The organism is Pristimantibacillus sp. PTI5 (genome assembly GCF_048572955.1).
In the GTDB taxonomy this organism is placed as follows: Bacteria; Bacillota; Bacilli; order Paenibacillales; family Paenibacillaceae; genus Pristimantibacillus.
Genome location: NZ_CP183886.1, coordinates 1,464,330 through 1,485,962 on the forward strand (window position 1 = coordinate 1,464,330; position 21,633 = coordinate 1,485,962).

The following is a 21,633-nucleotide window of genomic DNA, read 5'->3' on the forward strand; positions in this document are numbered from 1 at the left end:
ATCGTTTTCAACTATTCCTTTACCGATCCTAAGACGATTCCGTGAATAAGATAGCGCTGAAGGAAGGGATAGATTAATAAAATAGGAATCATAGACACCAGAATTTTTGCCGAGTTCAAGGTGACATTGGATACCTTATTAAACTCCTTAAGCTGCTCGACCGTAAGATTTTGTATTTGGTCACGCGTCAGGCTTAGCTGCTGAAGATAGGTCTGCAAAGGAATTTTCGTACTGTCATTGATTAAAACAATGCCGTCAAAGAAATTATTCCAATGGCCTACAATGGAAAATAAGGCAATGGTAGCTAAGCTTGGCAATGAAACAGGAAGATAAATATGAGTTAATATTTTTAGCGGGCCCGCTCCGTCCATAAATGCGGCTTCTTCCAGTTCCTTTGGAATTCCTTTAAAGAAATTCATCAGCAATATGACATTAAATACGGGGACGGCTCCGGGTAATACGAGAGCCCAGATGGAATTGATCAGCCCCAGATTACTAATGACCATAAACCAAGGGACAATGCCGCCGCTAAATAACATCGTAAATATGATTACCCACATATAAACGTTTCTGGACTTAAACTGCTTGATACTTCTAGACAGCGGGTATGCCATTAATATGGTCAGAATCATATTCAGGCTGACTCCAAGAATCACCCGCTCCACCGAGACGAGAAATGCCTTCCAAAATTTCGAATCATTTAATATCTTTTCGTAGGAGGAGAAATTAATATCTACGGGGAGAAAATAAACCTCTCCTGCATTCACGGCTGTACTGCTGCTAATTGAAATAACGATGGTATTTACCATTGGAACGATTGAAAGAAAAGTGATCAGTAAGAGTGCCGTTATGATCGATATATTTACAAACCTGGACCCCAGGGCTTTGGATTGTACCATGTTTACCTCCTAAAAAATCTTATACCCGGCATATTTTGCAGCTAACTTGTAGGAGAGAATAATTAAAATAAAACTAATGACAGATTTCATTAATCCAATGGCTGTAGCAAACGAATACTGCATGTTGATCAGACCCATACGGTAAACAAAGGTATCGATGATATCCCCTGTTTCATATACCAACGGATTATATAGATTGAATACCTGGTCAAACCCTGCATTCAATACATTTCCCAAACTCAAAGTGCCTAGTAAAACGATGGTTGGAAAGATTCCTGGCAGCGTTATGCTTCTTATCTGTCTCCAGCGATTAGCGCCGTCAAGTGCAGCCGATTCGTATAATGCCGGATTAATTGCCGTCAAGGCTGCCAAATAAATAATGGTCCCGTAGCCAAACTCCTTCCAAGTATCCGTTAAAATAAGCAGTGGTCTAAACCATGTATTGCTTGCCAAAAACATAACTGGTTCCAGACCCAAAAATTCAAGCAAACCGTTTACCATGCCGTCGTATGAAAAGATCATGGAAAGCATGCTTCCTAAGACAACCCATGACATAAAATGCGGCAAATATACAATGGTTTGAACCGTACTCTTGAAAATTTTAAGCCTTACTTCATTCAATAACAGGGCAAAAAAAATAGGCACCAGTAAGCCGAGTAAAATTTTACCCAGCGCTATGACAATCGTATTCACGAAGATTTGCTTGCTGTCCGGCAGTTGAAACATATAAGTGAAATTGGCGAGGCCAACCCAATCGGAACCCCATATCCCTTTTGCAGGGATGAATCTTTGAAAGGCCATCACGGCCCCAAACATGGGAACAATCGAAAAAATAAACAGCATGATCATTCCGGGCAACAGCATGAAATGATAAACGATACCGTTAGACCAGTTCCGTTTTTTAGGTGTTTTATTGAGGGCCTTTCCCTCTCTGGTTACACTCATATCCACTTGCGCCATTTTCGCATCACATCCTTATATCTAAATTAGTGAACTCGTCCGCTTCAGCTAAACGAAAATGTTCAGGTGGAGCATGACTCCACCTGATGCTGATTCCTATTGATTTATCTCTTTGGTAATTTCATCTCCGCCTGTGCGATGCCACGTATCGACAAACTTATCAAACTCTTCGATCTTCGCTTCACCCATAATAATTTTTAGAATCACTTCTTCTTCCATTTTTTTTAAATTAGCCCACTTCATCTTCATCGTTTCGGTTGTTCCATAAAAACCGCCAGGAATCACTTCAAGGTTCTCGTTATTCGCTTCTCGCTGGCCTTCAATTCGGGATAAATATTCGCCATACGTATTGACATCAATACTATTTCCTTTTTCTTTAAACTCCTGATAAGCACGATAGGACACAATCCGATCTTCCTGGATCGCGGATTCATCTCCGGATTTATCTGTTTCCATAATGTCTTCGTAGTAACGCTTTAATACATCGTCATAATCGACTTGCATTGGAATTTGAGTAGGATCGTTATTCCATCTGCTTTTATCTGTTAACAATTCATCCGAATGCTCTTTTTTGTATTGCACGGCATCATCGGTCATGGAATATAAGAAGTCCGTTGTTAAATTAATCGATTTCATAATCGCTTCCGGATGCTTAAATCCTTTTTTCACGACGACGATCCCGCCGCCGATTGGGTCTTGGCGAATCGTCTTAAATTTCCCATTGGCGTCTACTGGAGCAGAAACCGCTACCCACTCGGCATTCGGATCTTTTTTAATGGAATCCTTGTAGTTTGTATATCCGATCCACCAAGGATTAAATAGCATGCCTACTTGACCGTTAATCACCAGAGCTTCTTTTTCTTCATTCGATCTTACTGCAAATTGTTTATCTATAATTCCTTCTTTGTAACGATCGCTCAAATCTGCCAATGCTTCTTTCATTTCAGGCTGAACTGACCCGTATACGACTTGTCCCTCTTTACCCGTAATCCATTGCGCAGGAAAGGCTTGATGTGCTGCAAAAACAGGCGAAAAATTCATGGCATTCTGATCCATCACAAATCCTACCGTTTTCCCCGTTCCGGAAGCGTCTTTTTCTACAAAGGTTTTTGCCAAATTCCAGACATCATCCAAGCTTTTCGGTATTTCAGCTCCAACTTTATCAACCCAATCTTTTCTCACCCACAATAGTTGATGCTGATTCCCAATATTCGTCATTGGAAGTCCCATGATTTTGCCGTCGACCTTCACTTGATCCAATAATAAACTGCTATAAGAATCATAAATTTTCTTAATTCCATCGGATGCTGTTTTTTCATAGACCTCCGTCAAATCGGCAATCAGATCATTATCTACCAATTGATTGAAAATTTCCCGGTTGACCAGCATAACATCAGGCAAATCACCGGTAGTCATCGAAAGGGATAATTTCTGACCCATATCATCTGTCTCCCAGGCGACTTTCGCTTTTACATTCACCCTGCTTTCCACATATCGTGTAGCTAGGTTATTCTCGATGGTATCCCCCTCCGGCAAATTATTCACATGATTGGTATGTCGGCCAATCGTAAATTCGACAGGCGTTTCATATTTCCCGTAAGGATTATAGTCACTTTCATTGACCGGATTTGCTGTTTCATTGCCACCATTTTTTGCGCTATTACAACCGCTGGCCACTAGCAAACTAATGCAAGTTATCAATAACACTGCGAATTTCCTGCTTTTCCCCATTTTTTTCATTAGCTCCTTTGCTTATTTATATTTAAATTGTATGCGCTATCACGAATAGCGTATATGCAACATTTTTCTTTTCTGTAGCACTTTCTAGTGTTTCATCTTCCTTTATCGACAATGCAAAAAAACCGCTGTACGCGAAGTACCTCGGTTTTCAGGATGAGCACACTCCTACATCAAGAAAGCGGAAGCGTTAGTGTGACCGTTGTTCCCCTATTGGGCTCACTTTCAATTTCCATCCCGTATTCGTTGCCATAATACAGCTTGATACGGTCATTAACATTCCTTACGCCGCAGCCGCTGCTATCCGCTGTTAATTGCTGCTTTTGTTGCTGCAGGGACATGCCCACGCCATTATCGCTGACAATCATTTTGATCTCCTCATTCTCGGGATACACTGAAATGATAATCTGATTGCCTTGCGTATTCGGTTCGGCGAATCCGTGTATAATGGCATTTTCCACGATAGGCTGCAATATGAAATGAATGATCGATTGATTTAGAATCGATTCGTCTATTCTGTAGTCCACTTCAAATGTGCCATCATTCATAATGTACTGCAAATCCAGATAAGCTTGAATATGCTTAATCTCGTTTTCAATCGTAACCATATTTTTGCCTTTATTTAAGGTTGATCTATAGAACTTCGCCAACGTAGTGACCATATAACTCGTTTCTATATCTTTCTTGTTTAACGCCCGCCAATGAATAAAAGAGAGGGTATTATATAAAAAGTGAGGGTTGATCTGGCTTATGAGCTTGTTATAATCACTTTCCTTCTTGGCGATTTCAGCCTGGTACACTTGGAAAATAAGACTGTTAATCCGCTCCAGCATTTTTCCGATTCCATTCGTGAGTCCGCCAAATTCATCCTTGGACGCGCTTTGAATAATCACGTCCAGATTGTTTTGTTCCACTTTATCTACTTTATTCTTCAAATGGATAATACGTCTCGTGAAATTGTTTGAAAAAACGTAGATAAGAAAGAAGGTGATGATTAGACTGAGCAAAATAACAAATACGGTAATTTTAAAAATGGCGAATGCATTAATATAAGCGTTAGCGTTCGAGAGATAATAATGGATCGTCCATTCGATATTTTTCAAATTACCGCTTATTTCCAAGGGGTAATCAGATAAAACGTCAGGAGATGAGAATTCCCCTGGTTTTTTTTCACTAAAAACAATTTGCTCTTTATCATTCTCAATATGTACGAAAATATATTCCGACAGCTTATCCAAATCCGAAAAAATACTATCATAGTTAATTGAAATCACCATAAAATTGCTGTCTTTGAAATTACTGATCAGTTCTTGGACCAAGTAAACATTTTCTTCATAAACGACCCAATGCCTTCCTCTAAACCCGTCAAACCAGGGCTTATTTTTCAACTCGCTAAGCGGCAAAATATTTTCGCGGATGCCTAATAAATCTCCCGTCGTATAAAAAGTGATTCCTTCGATATCATCATCCATTAATTTGATATGCGAAATCATGGGATCCACCTTGTCTCTGAAATCGAGGTACATCGCAAAATAATTTTCTTCGTAATTATTGATAAATACATTCGAAAACTCTCGATTGAGCACCATGAATTCGCACAGCGTATTATAACGGTTAATTTTATAATCAAGGATGTTGGAAATCTGGTTTAAGCTTGAAGCCGCTTCACTTTTCAACTCTTTGATCTGTGTTCTATACGATTGAATAAAAGAAAATAGACCCAATAAAATAATAGGAATCAAAGCGATAATAAGGTGAGAAAGCAATAACTTGTTGCGGAATCTGATATCATTGAACTTTTTCTTTATCAGATTGATCATTTGCGATACCGCTCTCTCTATATTGTAATGGGCTGACATTATATTTGGCTTTAAATAATCTGCAGAAATAAGAAGTATTTTCAATGCCTACAAAAACCGCGATATCATTTATTTTCATATTGGAATGGATTAACATATAGTTTGCCTTGCGCAGCCGATAATCGATTAAATACTTCGAGAAATTCACACCTGTTTCTTTCTTGAACAAAATGCTTAAATAACCCGGAGAAAGGTAAACTTCCTTAGATACATCCGATAATGAGAGATCTCTCTGAAAATTATCCTTCACGATTTCCTTCACTTGCTTGATGACCTTCGATTCCTGCGTTTCATGCTCAGGATTATCCTTACAGGGACTGAATTGTGTAATATCTTCCATCGCCTCCAGGAATTCATCAACTGCCAAAGGCTTCAACAAGTAGTTCACTACCCCTAATTTGATCGCGCTTTTTGCATACTCAAACTCATCATAACCGCTGCATATCACGATTTTCAGATTTTCCTGCGTTTTCTTGGCTATCTTGCTTAATTCCAAGCCATTCATCATGGGCATCTTTACATCCGTAATCAGGATATCAATGGATTTCCTATTTAGAATGCCTTCGGCAACTAGACCATTCTCGGCTTCCAGCACATTGAAAGGAAATTTGTACTGAGCGATTAAATTTTTTATGCCTTCCCGTTCTATTTGTTCATCGTCAACAATAAGAACATTAAACATGATGTCATCTCCTCTATAGAAATGATTGATAAAGTGCTTTTCATTATAGCACAATTTTAGAAAGTGCTTTCAATGATAAAAAAACACATGCGACCAGCTAATCTGGAAAGAATGCAGGAGTATTGTGATCGTTCGAAAGGTCGCAAAAATAAAAAAAGAAGACTGCCGGTCGGCAGTCTCCTTCTTTACTCCGTGCGATTCGCACGCGGTTCCGAACCGCCTGCATCCATTTCCAGCTTCACCTCTTCTGGCAGCTTCTTCGAGGCGCTCGGCACTTGTCTTTTTTTCGCTTGAATATCGTCGGACGAACAAATAACGATGCTGACTTGTCCGCCGCCCGCATAGGCGCGGATCAGAACCGGCTGGTCGTATTTGTTTTGAAAAACAAAGTCGGGCCCGTCCCAGCTGACCGTCGCATCCCGGCCTGGCGGTACATACTTTACATTTCGGCTGTGGGAGTACCTCTCTATGATTTTTAACCCCGCACGGTCTACCGCGTTGAACAGCGTCGATGAAATTTGGCAGATGCCGCCGCCGATATCCTCCGACATTTCTCCCCTTACGATAACGGGGGCACGCAAATAGCCCGTTTCCTTCGTCCGCTTGCCGACAACCTCATTGAACGAAAACCTCTCATTCGGAAATACGACATAATTATTAATCGCTTTTGCGGCTAAACTAACGTTATGAGAACGATTTTTATTATTCGAATTGTAATAGGTGGCATATTGGCCAATTCTGTTTCCTTTTATCAAGGAGAGCAGCTCGCCGTCAACCTTTGGAAAGGTTGTCAGCATCGGAACCTCCAACTGCGAAAACCCGCCTTCAAAAATAAAGCTGTAAAATCGTTCTTCAAACGTTTTCCGGTCAAGCTTGCTTCCCGTATGCTCAGGTAAAATTCTCCCGTTCCCGTCCAAAGCCGCGTTGACGGCCGGTTTCTGTACCCGCTTGTCTATTGTCTCCATGCCTTTTCTTAAATTTTCCTGTACAACGAACGGGATGCCGGTACGCGAATCGCTGTACTGAGCCCGGCTCATTTCGAGAACAACTTGTCCATTTCGCTCAATGACAAGCGGATCGGGATAATGCTCTTGCTGAAGCATCATCAATATGGCTAAAATCCAATACAGCCCCATTGTCACTATTCCCCCAAACGGTTGTATATCCGTGATAGTATGAATCATTTTACGTTTATCCATTCATGGTCTGCTTTCACATATTTAAATGCAAAAAAGCTGATTCTAACAAAAAACAATGACGAGGAGGCGGGTATCGAGCATGAAATTTTTATGGAAGCAGAAATGGAAACAGAAGATTCTGGTTATGATCACGGTTCTTATCCCGCTCCTGACGGCACAGCCGCTTGAAGCGCATGCGCAATCCATCAAGCTTGAAAAACCTAAATCCACGCTGCAAGGGCAGCCGCAAAAAAGTCTCGTGATCACGGTCCGTTCCGGTCAGCAAGCCGCGTTCGTCAGCGACCTACGCATAGAGAGCCGCGAAATGGATGCAGCTTTGCGCCAAGCAAAGCTGGCTGCTGCTCCTGCTGCCGAGGTGGATCTTTTCTCCGATGTATACATTACGCTGCTGTCACCGGAAGCGACATATTACCGCTTGGAACGAAACGGGCAGCTATGGGATGAAATTAAGCTGGAAAGAAAGGTTTTGCCGCCAAAAATAGCCGAAAAGCTCGTCGGGCTAGCGGAAGCGCTGCGGACACAGCATTACGGCGAGCTTCTTACCTGGCAGCAGTCAACGCAAATCATGCCTAACAAAAGCATTTTTTCCGTAACTGAGCTGGAAACAGGGTTAACTTTTAATGTGCAGCGCCGTGCGGGCAGCGATCATGCTGACGTTCAGCCCTTGACGAAGGATGACACCCGCATTATGAAGCAAATCTATAACGGCAGGTGGAGCTGGAAAAGAAAAGCGGTACTCATCCACTCGGACGATGCATGGATCGCGGCTTCTATGAACGGGATGCCGCATGGCGGAGACGGCATTCCGGAGAATGGTTTCTCCGGCCATTTCTGCATTCATTTTTTGGGCAGCTCTACCCATAAATCCGACACCCCTGATCCTGCCCATCAAATGATGGTGCATAAGGCAGCCGGACAGATCATTCCTTATTTTGACTCGGCAGCTCCGCTTGTTCTGGCAAAAAGCTTCGTTGAAGTCATGTATCACCAGGACAAGGAATTAATGTTACTGCTTATAAAAGGACTGCCTAAGGAAAAACAGGACGCCTTCCTGCAGCAAATGGATAACTTGGTGTCGATACGAGAGCAGCTTCCGGCCAAAGGAAATAAAGCGCCTCTGCCCGAGGATAACGGTCTGGCCGATGCGCTTACTGCTGAAATTAGGCTGCCTGTTACCATCCATCCGCTAAATGGCCCCCGCCGGAACGGCAGCTTTACGTTTTTGTTCAAACGCGATTCCGCGCAGTCGCCGTGGCGTATGCAGGATATTATCGAATAGCTGTAACGCGGCTTGATGTGCTCTCACCAAAAAACGGCAATGCATAAGCATGGCCGTTTTTACACCGTATAAGCTTTTCGGTATGCGGAAGGGTTAATGCCGAACATCTTCTTGAAACGTTTGCTCAGATGATGCTCATCCGTAAATCCGCATTGCTCCGCAATTTGCGCAAGCGTTAACGAAGAATTAACAAGGAGCTGCTTCACCTTATCCATCCTGAGATTAGCGGCGTACGCGCTTGGGGTCATTTGGAACTCCTGCTTAAACAATCTCGTTAATTGGACCTGGCTGATGCCGATCTCCCCCGCAATCCATTTTAATGCGGCTCCCGCTTCGGCTTGCTGCTGAAGCATATGCAGGGCACGCTGAAGGATTGGATTTTCGCTGTACAAAAGACCGAGCTTTCGATGAAAGCTTTCGATTTGATAGACGTAAAACAAGTCTCTTAGCAAATGTCTTTTATAGTGAAGCAGCAAGCCCGGATTCACATCTCGTGCTTCGCGAAACAGGGAAAGCGTCGAATTCAATCTGGAACTGTTGTGCAAGTGGAGCTTGCCTGCCAGAAAAACAGCCGTATCCTCCTCAGAGTCTCCAATCCTATCCTTTCGCCAATCAAAGCCCATGAGATGAAACGATAAGCCCTCTGTTTTACGGTAAAAGGTCATATTGGGAGGACAGAGCACCATTTCGCCCTTGAGCGCTCTTTCCTGCAAGCTGCCTATTCGATAATCGAAGCAGCCGTCCTCGACAATAAAGAGAGCCCAGTGATCGTAGGTATCCTCCGTTTTCTGGAATTGCGCGGCATCCTTTACATACACATGGTATCTCAAGTCGGGCTCACGAAACGACGTTTGGTCCAAGGCGTCCCAGTCCTCCTTTTTTTGTTGAAATAATATACAAGAAACAAGAGGAATCCATACATTAAATTTAGCCTACCGGTACGTTATACTTTTAATTAATTACAAGTAGGAGGAGAGGCTGATGGGAATGTCACCGCTTCATATCCGTGAACGGATGCAGCAATTTAACGAGCAGGGGTATTTGGTTTTGCCTAATGTTTTGACACAGGAAAAGGTAGCGAGCTTGAATGCCGCAATCGATGAAGTGCTTGCCGAAGAGGAGATTACTCTCTCTCATAATATTTATAACAGCGTTGCCAGGCATCCGGAAATCGCCTCGTTAATCGATCAAGCCGAAATTCTTCCTTTGATTGTCAATTTACTCGGACATAATATTCAGCTGCATATTTCCCATCTAACCGTTCGGGAGCCTAACCCGAACGAGGTGAAGACCGCCTCCCACAGCTTCATCGACTGGCATCAGGACGGCCCTCATCCGCAGTTTCCGGTCATAGCCGGATTAACGGCTACTTACTATATTAAAGTTTGTTATATTCTGAGCGATATGTCCCAGCCGGACCGAGGGAATACCAAGGTGATTCCCGGCAGCCACAAGAAGCCGTACAATCCGAACCATAAGGATGTGCGCCAGCAGCTGGACGGGGAGATTCAGGTTTGCGGCAAGCCCGGCGACGTGTTTATTTTTGCGCAAAACCTTTGGCATGCCGGTTCGGCCAATCTATCGGCTTTTACGAGAAGGCAGCTGTTTCTTGGCTACAGCCCCATTTGGATGCGTCCGATTGATTACCATCAGGCAGACGAGAAACTATTGAAAGACGCCGATCCGATCCGCAGGCAGCTGCTCGGGCAAATCAGCGATAATAAATTCAAATATTACGTTCCTGAAGATGCGATGGTGCCGCTCAAGTCGATGCTTATCGGGAATTCGCTGTAGCGTATGAGAAAACGGACCGTTCTTCGCAGCCTGCGAGGTTAACGGTCCTTTTCTTTCGCACTTTCGCATAAACTATCATTTACATCCTGATCTTTAAAAGAGCACCCCGCCGTAACGGCGGAGTGCTTCAGCATTCTTCACATATAAGCTAAGCTCCGTCCTCCAGAATAGATTCGGCTGGCGCCGATAGATCCGGATTTTCGGAAGAGCCTGGCGTTGGTTCTGGCTCTGGTTCCGCTTCCACGATCTCCGTCGGTACAGGGGTCTCCTGCGGCTCTGCTTCGGCAGCCTCGCTAGGCTCCGGCGTTACTTCCACCGCTTCGGCCACCGGCACTTCCTGCGTGAATATCATCGGCTTGAATAGACTGGAATTCTTATTGGAGCCGATCCCTCCACCCCATTCCAGCCATCCTTTGCGTCCGCTGCCGTCATTCTCGTTCACAAGCGCGGACAAGCTCAGAATACCGTCACCCGGGACAATCGGAGATAACTCCGTCCATGGCAGCGCAAGCTGGTACAGCGTATCTTTATTGGCTTCATCTCTCGTAATTTGAAGCTCCCGGTTTGCAACCGGTCCGGTGAGCACTCCTGACATGGCCATCCACCGGTACAACTCGGGACCGTTCGGCGTTAGCGCCATCCCATATTCGTACCATTCCGCTGCTTCTCCCGGCGTTCCCAGCGAGACGGCAAACTGCATGCTGTCGCCGCTCCAGATGGCGTCCCCGGTCTTGGTCTGCGAGAATACGTCATCATGGATTCGCGCCGTCAGGTATAAATGGTTTTCGTCATACGTAAACCACAGGTTACCGCTTAGATCTTCAACTCCGTTATGCGGCACGACTCTGGAGTGACCTTCCTCAAAAAGATCGATGCCGGGAAGATCCTCGACCTCCGCCACGGAGTCATCTACCTGCACCGTTCGTTCTACAATGGAAGTCATATCCGTGACCGCGATATGCTTAAGATTGCCAGACACGGACATTACGGTCCCATCTTCCAAATAAGCGGTGAGCTGATACGGCGTTAAGACTCGCTCAGGCAATGCCGGCGATGGTAGATCAATCACATTCTCTGAGAGTCCCGGCAATACCCTATCATACGTTTCCGTTATGGTTGTGCCGCCCACCTGCCACTCGATCTTCGTCAGCCGCCTGTCTATCGGCTTCGTATTCTTAATATTCACCCTAAGGAAGTTGCTTCCGTCCACCAGCACATGCTTCGCGGAGAGATCCTCCGATTGCTTGATGACCACGGTATTTTTTAACGCGCCGATTTTTTTGCCGCCCACAACGAGCTCGGCCGTAGCCGTGTAGCTGCCCGGCTCGCTCAAGCCAGGAAATGCGGCTGGGTATACTCCGTTTGCAGTTGCCTGAATATTTTGAACCGCACCTTGCAATTGAATGCGCGCGCTTAAAGGATTGCGGGGTGAAGCTTTGTATACCGATAGAGTAACGGTTACGGGATCATCGGTGAAGAAGGGCTCGCTGTCAAGCGCGTATTTACTGCCGTGAACCACTTTATCGATTTTGCCTTTAATAAACAAAGGCTCGCTCGAAGCGGTGATATATACCTCCCCGTCCTTTGGAGTATAGGTTGCCGATCGGCCCATCATATCCGTTACGGTCAACGGCGCGGTTGTTTTCAAGGTCAGATTGGTTTCCTCATCCGTACCGGACCATATCACATGAGTCGATTGCCGATCCTTTTTAAACGTATACCGGCAAATATCGTTCAGCTTCTCTTGACTGGCCAGCTTAGCCCCGGTCAACTGCCGCGCAACTGTCGCTAAAGCCACATAACCCGGCTTCGGCGTATAGGCTCCGAGCGGATCTCCGCTGTTGCGAATGATGCCGAAGTTATGCTCGTTATATTTCTTATCCGTTCCGTCGTCCATCAGATCGTACCAGAATATTTTCTCGACGCCTGCCGCCATTCCCAGCACATAAGTGCGTATTAAATAGGCGGCCTGCGTTTTTTCGTCTACCCCGCGGGGGTCCAGCTGCGTCGGCCAGCCGATCTCCGTGAACCAGATTGGCTTCGTTAGTCCGTTGTTATACGTCCTCACAAGCTGATTCAGCGCAGCAACCTCATTCAGCAGGCCTTCCGGCGTATCCGGATAACGGTATGGATGCACGGACAGGGTATCCATGTAATTTAAACCGCCCAATTGGAACAAATCCTCGAGCCACTCCGTTGGGATGCCTGCCGTTGCCCCGCCAACGACATTCAGCGCGGGATTTACCTCCTTGGCACCCGTGTAGCCTGCTTTCAACAGTTCGTAGTAAACCTCCGCACGCGATGCGGCAGGCCCGTTGCCGCCAAAGCTGGACAGGTTGAACTCATTCCACATTTCTCCCCATTTGATTTGGCTGCCAAAGCGGTTCAATACGGATTTCGTATAATTGGCATAGGCAGCATGGGCTTCAGGGGAATAAGGCGTCTGGAAATTATCGTAATATTGATTCGAGAAAGCGAAAGTCATAAGCGGATCGATGCTGTTCTCCAGCAGTCCTTCCATATAAAGCGTGAATTTGGGATTATAGCTGTATATGCCCTTTTTGAGCTCGATTTCGGACCAGAACATCGCATCCCGCACGCTTTTGGCGCCTGCATATTTAACAAGCGGCAGCATCTCGCGATTCCAGCTATGGGCAAAATGCGTCTGCACGCCGAATGGCGATGCCGTCACGGCGGCCAAGTCAAACGCGGGAACCGTTGCGAAGGTGGTCTCCTGCGTCTTCTGCATCACTCCGGACCGAAAGGACGTCACCTTCAGACGGTAATAGCCATCGGACGGGACGGGCACCTCAAGCCGGTGCTTCCCTCCGGATACCGCCGTGTTACCCGATGGTCCCGGCTCCCCCCAGGCATCGTAGGTTTGCCATGCGAGCGTATCCCCGGTTGTCAGGACATCGAAGATGCCTTTGCTGGCGCCGGAAAATACGTTGCCTACCTGCGTTTGCGCAATCGCGAGCTCAGGCGCCGCCGCTTTGACCCGGATATTATCGAACCAGACAACGCCGCTCTTAAGCCCTGAACGCAAGCCCGCCCGGGCCACCTTGAGCGTCATCTTCTTGAGCGAAGGATGCCATGCGCCATCATTCGCACCGCCCCAGTGGGTATACTCCGCTCCGGAATTAAATGCATTGACCGTTACCTGTTGCCACTCCGTTGTCGGCTGAAGCGTTAGCTTCTGGGAATGGTTTTGGTTGGAGCCATCCATCAATACGAGGTATATGGACGAAGCGTCCGCTGTCTTTACCCAGAAGGACAAGCTGACCGTATCCGCGGGAACAATCCGTTTCGTAAGATACCGCTCCAAAGCGACGTAGGAACCTCCTCCATTGAAATCCCCTGTAACCTTAGCCGCCGATAAACCCGTAACCTTTTCGGTCACATCCCTCGTGTAGCTTCCTTGCGCACCCGGAAACTCGGCGCCAAGCAGAAAATCCCATACCTCATCAGAGCTTTCATAATCGCCTGCTTGGAGATCCACCAAAATTGCATCAGCTGCCGCTGCCGGTTCCTTGTCATCCAGCATGCCGGATGCCGTCATCGTCAATGCAAAGACGAGGAATAATGTGATCGCTTTTTTTACAATCATTTTCCATCCATCCTTTGCCAATCAGATCGGCGATTAACCCTTCCCGCGGACGGTGTTAACAGCGGCTGCGGGAAGGGCCTCCCCCTCTACTTCAAATTTTCTTTGTTTGCCTCATACCATACCTGCACCAGCTTCTCGACGTTTTCTCCGCCCAGGCGCTTCCATTCCTTGCGAATATCCTCCATGCCGGCCTGCGGCGTAAGCGCGCTCCCGCCCGTCACGATTTTGGCCTCGATTTGCTGGGCGATCGGCGCAAAGGTGGCAATCAATTGGCTTACCTCCGGCAAATCCGGATTATAGGCAATATCTCTTCTGTATTTATTTTTCATGGCTGTCTGAAGGCCATCCGCTTTCAGCTTTGCCTGCTCCTGAGAGACCGGATCCTGCGAAGCCATCACGGGATACCATTCCGGCTTCGGATCCCACTCGTTTAAGATCGCGTATTCCCTTGCATAAAAAACTTCCTTCCGGTATAAATCGGCATCGGTTCTCTGCGGCACTTCTCCTACGAGCTTGTAATGAACGTTCGGCTCGCCGATCCGCAGCGGTTCCCAGCCTTCCTCCAGCATCCAATCCAGAAACTTAACGGCAGCTTCGATTTTGTCCTCTTTCATATTCGCGTTAAAGGCAATGTACATATTAGCCGGCACTTCCTGATAAAGCCCGTTTTTCCCATACGAGGAAGCGACCGGCTCAAGCGGCACGACCTTGGCGTCCGGAACATTTTTTTTCAGGTCGACAAACTCCGCGTTCATCGTCCAAGAGCCGAGATAAATCCCCGATTTACCGGTCGTCCACAGCTGAAGCGAACGCTGGAAATTCGTATCCGTAATGTATTCCTTGTCGATTAGGCCTTCATCAAACAGCTGTTTCTGTAAGGCCAGCGAATCGGCGTAACGATCCTGAATCCGGCCGAAAGCAAGCTTGCCGTCTTCCAAATACCATTGGTTCTCGTTATTAAAAAAGAGTGCCCTTATAATTTGTACACCATTGTAGTTAAAAGTAATCGGCACCGTATCCGCGCTGCCGTTGCCATCCGGGTCGCCTTCCTTGAATTTCCGCGCCACATCAAGCAGTTCCTCTACGGTTGTCGGCGCTTTCAAGCCCAGCTTATCGAGCCAATCCTGACGAATCATGATGCCGTGATTCGCGATCGTCTCTTGTCCGCGCGCGCTGGCGACCGCATACATTTTTCCGTTAATCGTCAAGAAGGGCTTGAGCTCCGGGTGTTTCTCCAAATACGCTTTGTACGTCGTGCTGTATTTTTCAATGTAACCGTCAATCGGTTGAATCGCACCTTGCGCAGCCAGCTGGCTGATATAGCTCCGGTCGTATTCCCATATGAGGTCCGGAGCCGTGCCGGATGCGATCAATGTATTCAGCTTCTGCTGCACCTGCGTGCGGGGCACGGGTACCCAGTTGACATGCGCAGGCGCATTTTCATTGATCCACTTCGTCCAACGGTTATTTTCATAGCTGCCTTCCTCCGCCGCCACTTCCCCGCGGTCAAGAATCGAGATGCTGATCTCCTTCTTTTCCTCGAGCGGGGTTGCCCCGCCTGTCTTGGGCGTTTCTGACGGAGCAGGCGGCTCGTTATTTCCCGTACAGCCAGCAAGCAAAGCAAGCAGCAAACTAATCGCGATCACCGTCGTGCCGAACTTTTTCTTTTTCATCAAATACCATCCCCTTTTTACCAATTATCCTTTGACCGAGCCAATCAAGACGCCTTTCACAAAATGCTTCTGAAGGAACGGATATACGCATAAAATCGGCGTGACCGCAATGACGATAGCCGCTGCTTTAATCCCTTCCGGCGTTAACAAAATTTGTTCTGCGCCTTCGCTGCCCCCGGCGCTGTTCAGCAAGCTGGCATCCACCTGGTTGATCATCTGGTACAGCTTCACCATGAGGGATTGATGCGTCGTCTTCGTAATGTAGAGAAGTACGCTGAAATAAGAATTCCACCAGCCCACGGCATAGAACAATGAAAGCGAGGCAATGATCGGCTTGCATAACGGGAGCATGATTTGCATCAGGACCCGCCAATCGCCTGCCCCGTCTATGGCAGCCGATTCCTCGATTTCTTCCGGCAGGCCTTCCATGAACGTTTTCATCACGAATAGGTTGTACGTGCTGATTAAGCCCGGAAGCCATAAGGCCCAATAGGTGTCCATCAAGCCAAGCGTCTTAACGAGAATGAAGCTTGGGATGATCCCCGATACGAACAGCATCGTGAACGTAATGAACAGGAGCAATCCGCTGCGCCCCATCAGCCTGCGTCTCGAGAGCGGATACGCGGCCAAGATCGTCATGAGCATATTCAGGGCAGTGCCTACCACGGTAATAAGAATCGTATTTCGCAAAGCAATAAGGATTTGTCCATCATCAAACAGCCGTTTATAAGCATGCAGGTTAAATTCTTTTGGCCAAAGCAGCACTTCGCCGGCGGTGATCGCCCTGCTGCTGCTGAAAGATGCCGCAACCTCATACCATAGCGGAAAGAGCGCTATGAATGACGAGAGGGCAAGAAACGTATAAAGCACCGCTTTTAAGGCAAAAGGCAGAACGGAGGGATCAGCCGTTTTCTTTTTCACCGTCACCAAAGCCCCCTTTCGCCGAACTTTCGAATGAGTTGATTAACGCCGACAACGAGAATGAAGCCAATCAACGATTGAAACAACCCGAGTGCCGTCGTATAGCTGTAATTCATGTTTTGCAGGCCTACCCTATACACGTAGGTACTGATGACATCCGCGACATCCAGCACGGACTGGTTTTGCAGCACTAACGTCTGCTCCAAGCCTACGTCCATCATATGCCCCATGCGGAGAATCAATAAAATAGCAATCGTGCTGCGGATGCCCGGCAGCGTAATATGCCAAATCTGCCGCCATTTGACGGCGCCGTCAATTCTGGCTGCCTCATAAAGCTGAGGGTCAATGGACGCCATAGCCGCCAAATACAAAATTGTGCCCCAGCCCGCTTCGCGCCAAATACCGGATAACGTATACACGACCGGCCACCAAGCAGAGTCCGCCATAAAATAAACGGGCTCCATGCCGAATACCTGCTTTAAAATCAAATTCACGACTCCGGTGCTTGGCGATAGGATGGCGATAACGATACCGCCAAGAACGACCCATGAGATGAAATGAGGCAAATACAACAGGTTCTGCACCGTTCTTTTGTACCATTCCTTGCGAACCTCGTTAAGCAGCAGAGCCAACAGAATCGGAACAGGAAAGCCAAATACGAGACTATACACGTTGAGCAGCAGCGTATTTCGCAAAACCCTCCAAAAATCCAAGCTTTGAAACAGCATTTCAAAATGGCGAAACCCGACCCATTCGCTCCCCCATATCCCATCGGCAAAACGGTAATTTTTGAAGGCGATAACTTCCCCGACCATTGGTGCGTATTTAAAAAGAACATAAAACAAAATGACTGGCAGGAGCATCAAATATAAGTTCCGATCTCGCTTAAGCCGTATCCAAATCGTCCTCCCCCCCTTTATCTTCCGTCTACGTTTTGATCGTATCGGATAAGGAAGAAAGTGAAAATAGACATGTTCTGTGCCTAGTGTCCTTTATTGTGAAATGGCCGGGTCTCTTTTCTTGAACAGGTTCATTTTTCTGCTGGCACCCGTCAGAAAAGCCCGCCGTTAAAGGAAAAAAGACCGGGACACCGCTTCCCTTACGGAAGGCAGCCGCCGGTCTTTTTGCAACCATTGCTGATCATGTACGCCCCATCCTGCCCGCTTCACCGCAGGACGGCTTGCCGGTTTAAGCCTGATCCGTATCATGGCCGGGCGGCTTGCTGAGCGCCCGCTCGCGATATTCTGTCGGCGTCATCCCCGTATATTTCTTGAACGTCCGCAGGAAGCTTCTCGAGTTCATATACCCGACCGCCTCGGCAACGTCGTTCACCTTCATAGCTTTGCCTGCCAGCAGCGCTTTGGACGCATCGATTCGTATTTCAATCAAATAATCGATGAAATTCCGCTCGGTGTATTCTTTAAACTGCTTGCTGATATAGGTCGGGCTTAAATGAAAATGCTCGGCCAGGCGATCCAGCGAAAAATCGCTCTCCTGATAATGGCTTTGAATGTACGTGAGCATTCGGTCTATCGTGTCGTTTTTGCCTCTTTGGCTCCGTTTGCTCATCAGCTTGGCTGCCAGCTCGTCAAGAACGGAGAGGGCCAGCGCTTCTGCCTGCTTCCAATCCTCGCTGCGTTCGATCTTCTCGTAAATGCTGTTCAAGTTATCCGTCGATTCTTCCGGACCGATGCCGACCGAATCGGCAACCTGCAGCGCCTTTACGATTAAGTCGAAGGAAAACTGGCGGATTAAATCGGGAGGCAGTCCCAGCTCTACGGCCTGCAGGAAGGCTTGATGCACATCCTCCTTCATCTTTCCCGTATCCGCGAGCTTAAGAGCCTCCATGATTCGGCCCGCTTTGCGGTTCAAGCGATAATATTGCTGGCTGTCCGGCGGCTGCACGTCTTCAATGGAGATCACGGAGTGGCTGCCAAAGAGCAGCTTGTAACGGAGTGCCTTCCGCGATTCGCCGTACGAGTCCTGTACGTCCTTTAGCTCCTTTACGCCTCTGCCGACGCCGACGGTCACAATTAATCCAAATTGCTTCTTAAGCACATCCAGCAGCAATTCCATAATAGCGAGCGCGCGCAAATGGTTTTGATCCGCCTCGCCCTCCGCAAAGCTGAAGAGCAGCACGGCCCGTCCACCGCCCAAATCGATGGCCGCTCCCGTATTTTCCTTCCCCATCAGCTCTTCCGCCACATTGCAAAACACATACGTATAGAGCGTTTCATCCCGCGGGCCGAGGCTGCCCTCCGCTTTGTTGATTTCAGCGGTGCACACAAGGAATCTCTCCGGGAACAAGCGGACACCCGTAAATTCAAGATGATGCCGCAGCGCTTGATAGTCCGTTCGGTAGCCTGTCAGCATATCCATGATGATTCTCCATTTCAGCACGGCCTTTGAATCCCTGACATGCTTCTCCAGATGCTCCCGATCCTGCAGCATCTTCTCGAACACCGTCTCCAAATACGTGAAGCCAGCCGTGTCAAAGCGGTGTTTATGCTCCGGCTGATAGGTCCCCGCGAGCTTGCTGACCAAGCGGTCGAGCGGCTTGAACGTGATTCGGTTGACATAAAAAAGCACGGCGAGCGCGAGAATGATCATGCTGCCGGCCAGCACGAACAATAGATTGCGGGTAAGCCTGAGCGGCTCGTATATTTGGGATTCCGGCAGAATGCTGACCAGCTTCCAGCCGGTATAAGCGGAGGTCCGGTAGAACACCGTTTGCGGGACGCCGTCCAGCTTAATGGACAAGGATCCGCTGCCATCTGCCGAAAGCACTTTTTTCATGTAGGGCAATTGTTTTCTATTTTGATACAGCATCGTTTTATCATCATGGCTGACCACGTTGCCTTCCGCATCGAAGATGAACAAATGGCCGCTTGTACTATTTTCGTAAACCGATTCAATCATGCCGTAAATCACGTCTTCGTTAATATTGACAGCCACCATACCGTTGCGGTAACCCGGGCTGCTGAGCGTCGGATAAGAACGGATCAGCGTGACAACGTTCTTCGTCGTCGTGCCGTCCCACACGGGATGGGTGGTCAGCCATTTGAAATAGCCCGGCATATCCATATAATCATCCAGCCAATTATCTCCCTGCGAAATGTCGTTCATATACGCCTTCTCGGTCAAAATATCGCCGTTCACGGCTGAATAAACGAAGATAGAGGAGAAATTGGGATTCGCGTTTATAAAATGCTTGAGTTTAGTCGTTAAGCCATAATAATTGCTGTATTTTTGAGCTTCGTTATCGTAGCTGTCCAGCATGAAATACACGAACTCCAGCTCTTCCATGAGCTCAAGCAGATCCTTCTCGGTCTGACGAAACGCGACTTCCATCTTCTGGTCCACCTGCTTGAGAAGAGCAAGATTGGTGTCCGTCAAATCAGACTCGAGACGGCCAACCGTGCCCTGATACGATAACCAGAAGGTCATGGATATGATAAGCAGGAAAATGCTTCCGTAAATGAGCATTACTTTGCCTGAAATGCTTGCTTTCATCCGCGAGCCCCCTAACGGGATGAAATACTACAAGTAGAAAGAGACAAACCTGTACCTTCATCTATTTTAAGATAGTCAAACAAACCAAAAAAAAGAACCTTGTACGTCCGGGGCTGACCTACAAAGCTAGCCGTAGCAGGAGGGTTAATTCTTCACAGGATATAAATATTCAGGCTTGTACATGCAAATGGTAAACATGCTATAATTATGTGTGCGTTTAACCTAGAAATAGGATGAGGCCATAGAGATCATAGAGACGTTGGGGGGGATAACGATGTTCGCGAAGCGCCTGAAGCAGCTGCGTAAAACGAGGAAATTGACCATGCAGGAAGTGGCCGATTATTTAGGTGTTGCCAAAAGCACGTATGCAGGCTATGAATCAGGATACCGGCAGCCGACCATCGAATCCATCCAGACGGTCTCGCGAAAGCTTCGTACATCTGCCGATTACCTTCTCGGGCTTACCGATTATCCGGATCCGCCTGCCGAACTCAACCATAATGCTAAACAATATTTGAACTATGAACAGCTTCATTGGGATGGCGTTCCTTTGGAGAGGGACGATCTGGAGTTGATTCGCAGCTTACTCGAGCGAGTCCTCCGCGACCGTACCCTGCCAAAAGAAGAATAATTTAACCGCCCATTAGCTGCAGAATCTTAGCCTCAAACTCGCTTTGAAGCTGCAGCATCAGGCTGCTGAACGTTTGCTCCCATTCCTCGATAACCTCCGGCTCCACAGCATCCTTTTCCGCTTTAGCGATAATGCCTTGGAATTTCGTGGTGCATGTGTCTTCTGCTTTCGCGAGGCTATCCGACCACTTTTGATTCAGCTCCTGAAAGGCATACGGATCTGACTTATCCATCTTCTCGATGCTAGCTTCCGCTCCCACCAGCACCACGTTCATGTCCTGCGTGCATTTCGCTTGCAGTTGAACTATTTGCTGCTCGTACTTCCCAGACAAGCTTACCGGCGGCTCGGTTTCCGTTACTACCGGCTTTGGCGTTGATGTCGTAACCGGCTTGACTGCGGTCTCCTGACTAGGCTTGTTCGTAGCCGACGGCTTTGCCGTCTGAGCGGGACGCGCCGTTTTAACCGGTGCTGCCGGTTTCACAACCGCCGGCTTCGTTGTTGCGGCAGCCTCTCCGCCCGCCTCTGCATTGTCGGCTGGCATATCGGCAGCCTGCTCTGTCGGCTTTGCCGTCTCCGTTTCTGCAGGCTTTGCCGGCTCTGTTTCCGCAGGCTTTACGGCCGCATCAGGACTCGCGCTTGGCGGAACCGCTGCGGCTCCATCAACCTTATTCACCTCTTGCGGCTGTGCTTCGGCAGTTTGTCCCGCGCCATTCGCATTCACGGTAAGCGCCTGCTGCGAGGATTCATTCCAATAAAACCCGCCCCATACAAAAAGCAGGACAACGGTAAGCGAGCCTAAAATAATATTAATGGTATCCGGTTTTTGAAAGCGTGGACGCCTGTTTCTTCGTGTTTTCCCTTGACCCATATGCAGCTCAT

16 protein-coding genes are annotated in these 21,633 nt (G+C 47.6%); 3 read left to right on the forward strand and 13 right to left on the reverse strand.

Annotated features, from left to right (window positions below):
* Positions 1-11: 11 nt before the first annotated feature.
* From ACN6MW_RS06780 to ACN6MW_RS06805, 6 genes are all read right to left on the reverse strand, one after another.
* Positions 12-899: a carbohydrate ABC transporter permease gene (locus ACN6MW_RS06780; RefSeq protein ID WP_419874772.1), complete on the reverse strand. Its 888-nt coding sequence runs from the start codon at positions 897-899 to the stop codon at positions 12-14.
* Positions 900-908: 9 nt separating this feature from the next.
* On the reverse strand, positions 909-1,859 hold the full coding sequence (locus ACN6MW_RS06785) for an ABC transporter permease (RefSeq protein WP_419874773.1): 951 nt from the start codon (positions 1,857-1,859) through the stop codon (positions 909-911).
* A gap of 96 nt (positions 1,860-1,955) precedes the next feature.
* Positions 1,956-3,590 carry an extracellular solute-binding protein gene (locus ACN6MW_RS06790; RefSeq protein WP_419874774.1) on the reverse strand — a complete coding sequence of 545 codons (1,635 nt, stop codon included), beginning with the start codon at positions 3,588-3,590 and terminating at the stop codon, positions 1,956-1,958.
* Positions 3,591-3,769: 179 nt separating this feature from the next.
* Complete coding sequence (locus ACN6MW_RS06795) at positions 3,770-5,416, reverse strand: sensor histidine kinase (protein ID WP_419874775.1); 1,647 nt, start codon at positions 5,414-5,416, stop codon at positions 3,770-3,772.
* Positions 5,385-6,137: a response regulator transcription factor gene (locus ACN6MW_RS06800; RefSeq protein WP_419874776.1), complete on the reverse strand. Its 753-nt coding sequence runs from the start codon at positions 6,135-6,137 to the stop codon at positions 5,385-5,387. Before ACN6MW_RS06800 ends, ACN6MW_RS06795 begins: the two co-directional genes overlap by 32 nt.
* Positions 6,138-6,322: 185 nt before the next feature.
* Positions 6,323-7,273 (reverse strand): VanW family protein, encoded by a 951-nt coding sequence (locus ACN6MW_RS06805; protein WP_419874777.1) that lies wholly within the window; start codon positions 7,271-7,273, stop codon positions 6,323-6,325.
* 142 nt (positions 7,274-7,415) lie between these two features.
* On the opposite strand from ACN6MW_RS06805, the gene ACN6MW_RS06810 reads away from it, so the two are divergent.
* Positions 7,416-8,615, forward strand: a complete 1,200-nt coding sequence (locus ACN6MW_RS06810; protein ID WP_419874778.1) for a hypothetical protein — start codon at positions 7,416-7,418, stop codon at positions 8,613-8,615.
* Positions 8,616-8,674: 59 nt separating this feature from the next.
* On the opposite strand, the gene ACN6MW_RS06815 is transcribed toward ACN6MW_RS06810, so the two are convergent.
* The gene (locus ACN6MW_RS06815; RefSeq protein ID WP_419874779.1) at positions 8,675-9,475 is read right to left on the reverse strand and encodes a helix-turn-helix transcriptional regulator; all 801 of its coding nucleotides are present in this window, start codon (positions 9,473-9,475) and stop codon (positions 8,675-8,677) included.
* A gap of 121 nt (positions 9,476-9,596) precedes the next feature.
* Here ACN6MW_RS06815 and ACN6MW_RS06820 point away from each other — a divergent pair, with 121 nt between their 5' ends.
* Positions 9,597-10,409 carry a phytanoyl-CoA dioxygenase family protein gene (locus ACN6MW_RS06820; RefSeq protein ID WP_419874780.1) on the forward strand — a complete coding sequence of 271 codons (813 nt, stop codon included), beginning with the start codon at positions 9,597-9,599 and terminating at the stop codon, positions 10,407-10,409.
* 148 nt (positions 10,410-10,557) lie between these two features.
* Here the strand turns inward: ACN6MW_RS06820 and ACN6MW_RS06825 are convergent, their stop codons facing one another.
* From ACN6MW_RS06825 to ACN6MW_RS06845, 5 genes are all read right to left on the reverse strand, one after another.
* Complete coding sequence (locus ACN6MW_RS06825; protein WP_419874781.1) at positions 10,558-14,016, reverse strand: glycosyl hydrolase; 3,459 nt, start codon at positions 14,014-14,016, stop codon at positions 10,558-10,560.
* An 86-nt stretch (positions 14,017-14,102) separates the two neighbouring features.
* Positions 14,103-15,689, reverse strand: a complete 1,587-nt coding sequence (locus ACN6MW_RS06830; RefSeq protein ID WP_419874782.1) for an extracellular solute-binding protein — start codon at positions 15,687-15,689, stop codon at positions 14,103-14,105.
* A 24-nt stretch (positions 15,690-15,713) separates the two neighbouring features.
* Positions 15,714-16,610 carry a carbohydrate ABC transporter permease gene (locus ACN6MW_RS06835; protein ID WP_419874783.1) on the reverse strand — a complete coding sequence of 299 codons (897 nt, stop codon included), beginning with the start codon at positions 16,608-16,610 and terminating at the stop codon, positions 15,714-15,716.
* Positions 16,611-16,612: 2 nt separating this feature from the next.
* The gene (locus ACN6MW_RS06840; protein WP_419874784.1) at positions 16,613-17,473 is read right to left on the reverse strand and encodes an ABC transporter permease; all 861 of its coding nucleotides are present in this window, start codon (positions 17,471-17,473) and stop codon (positions 16,613-16,615) included.
* A 325-nt stretch (positions 17,474-17,798) separates the two neighbouring features.
* Positions 17,799-20,123, reverse strand: a complete 2,325-nt coding sequence (locus ACN6MW_RS06845; protein WP_419874785.1) for a helix-turn-helix domain-containing protein — start codon at positions 20,121-20,123, stop codon at positions 17,799-17,801.
* A 274-nt stretch (positions 20,124-20,397) separates the two neighbouring features.
* Between ACN6MW_RS06845 and ACN6MW_RS06850 the strand changes: the two genes are divergently transcribed.
* The gene (locus ACN6MW_RS06850; protein ID WP_419874786.1) at positions 20,398-20,754 is read left to right on the forward strand and encodes a helix-turn-helix domain-containing protein; all 357 of its coding nucleotides are present in this window, start codon (positions 20,398-20,400) and stop codon (positions 20,752-20,754) included.
* 1 nt (position 20,755) lies between these two features.
* On the opposite strand, the gene ACN6MW_RS06855 is transcribed toward ACN6MW_RS06850, so the two are convergent.
* The gene (locus tag ACN6MW_RS06855) at positions 20,756-21,622 is read right to left on the reverse strand and encodes a hypothetical protein (RefSeq protein WP_419874787.1); all 867 of its coding nucleotides are present in this window, start codon (positions 21,620-21,622) and stop codon (positions 20,756-20,758) included.
* Positions 21,623-21,633: the final 11 nt, after the last annotated feature.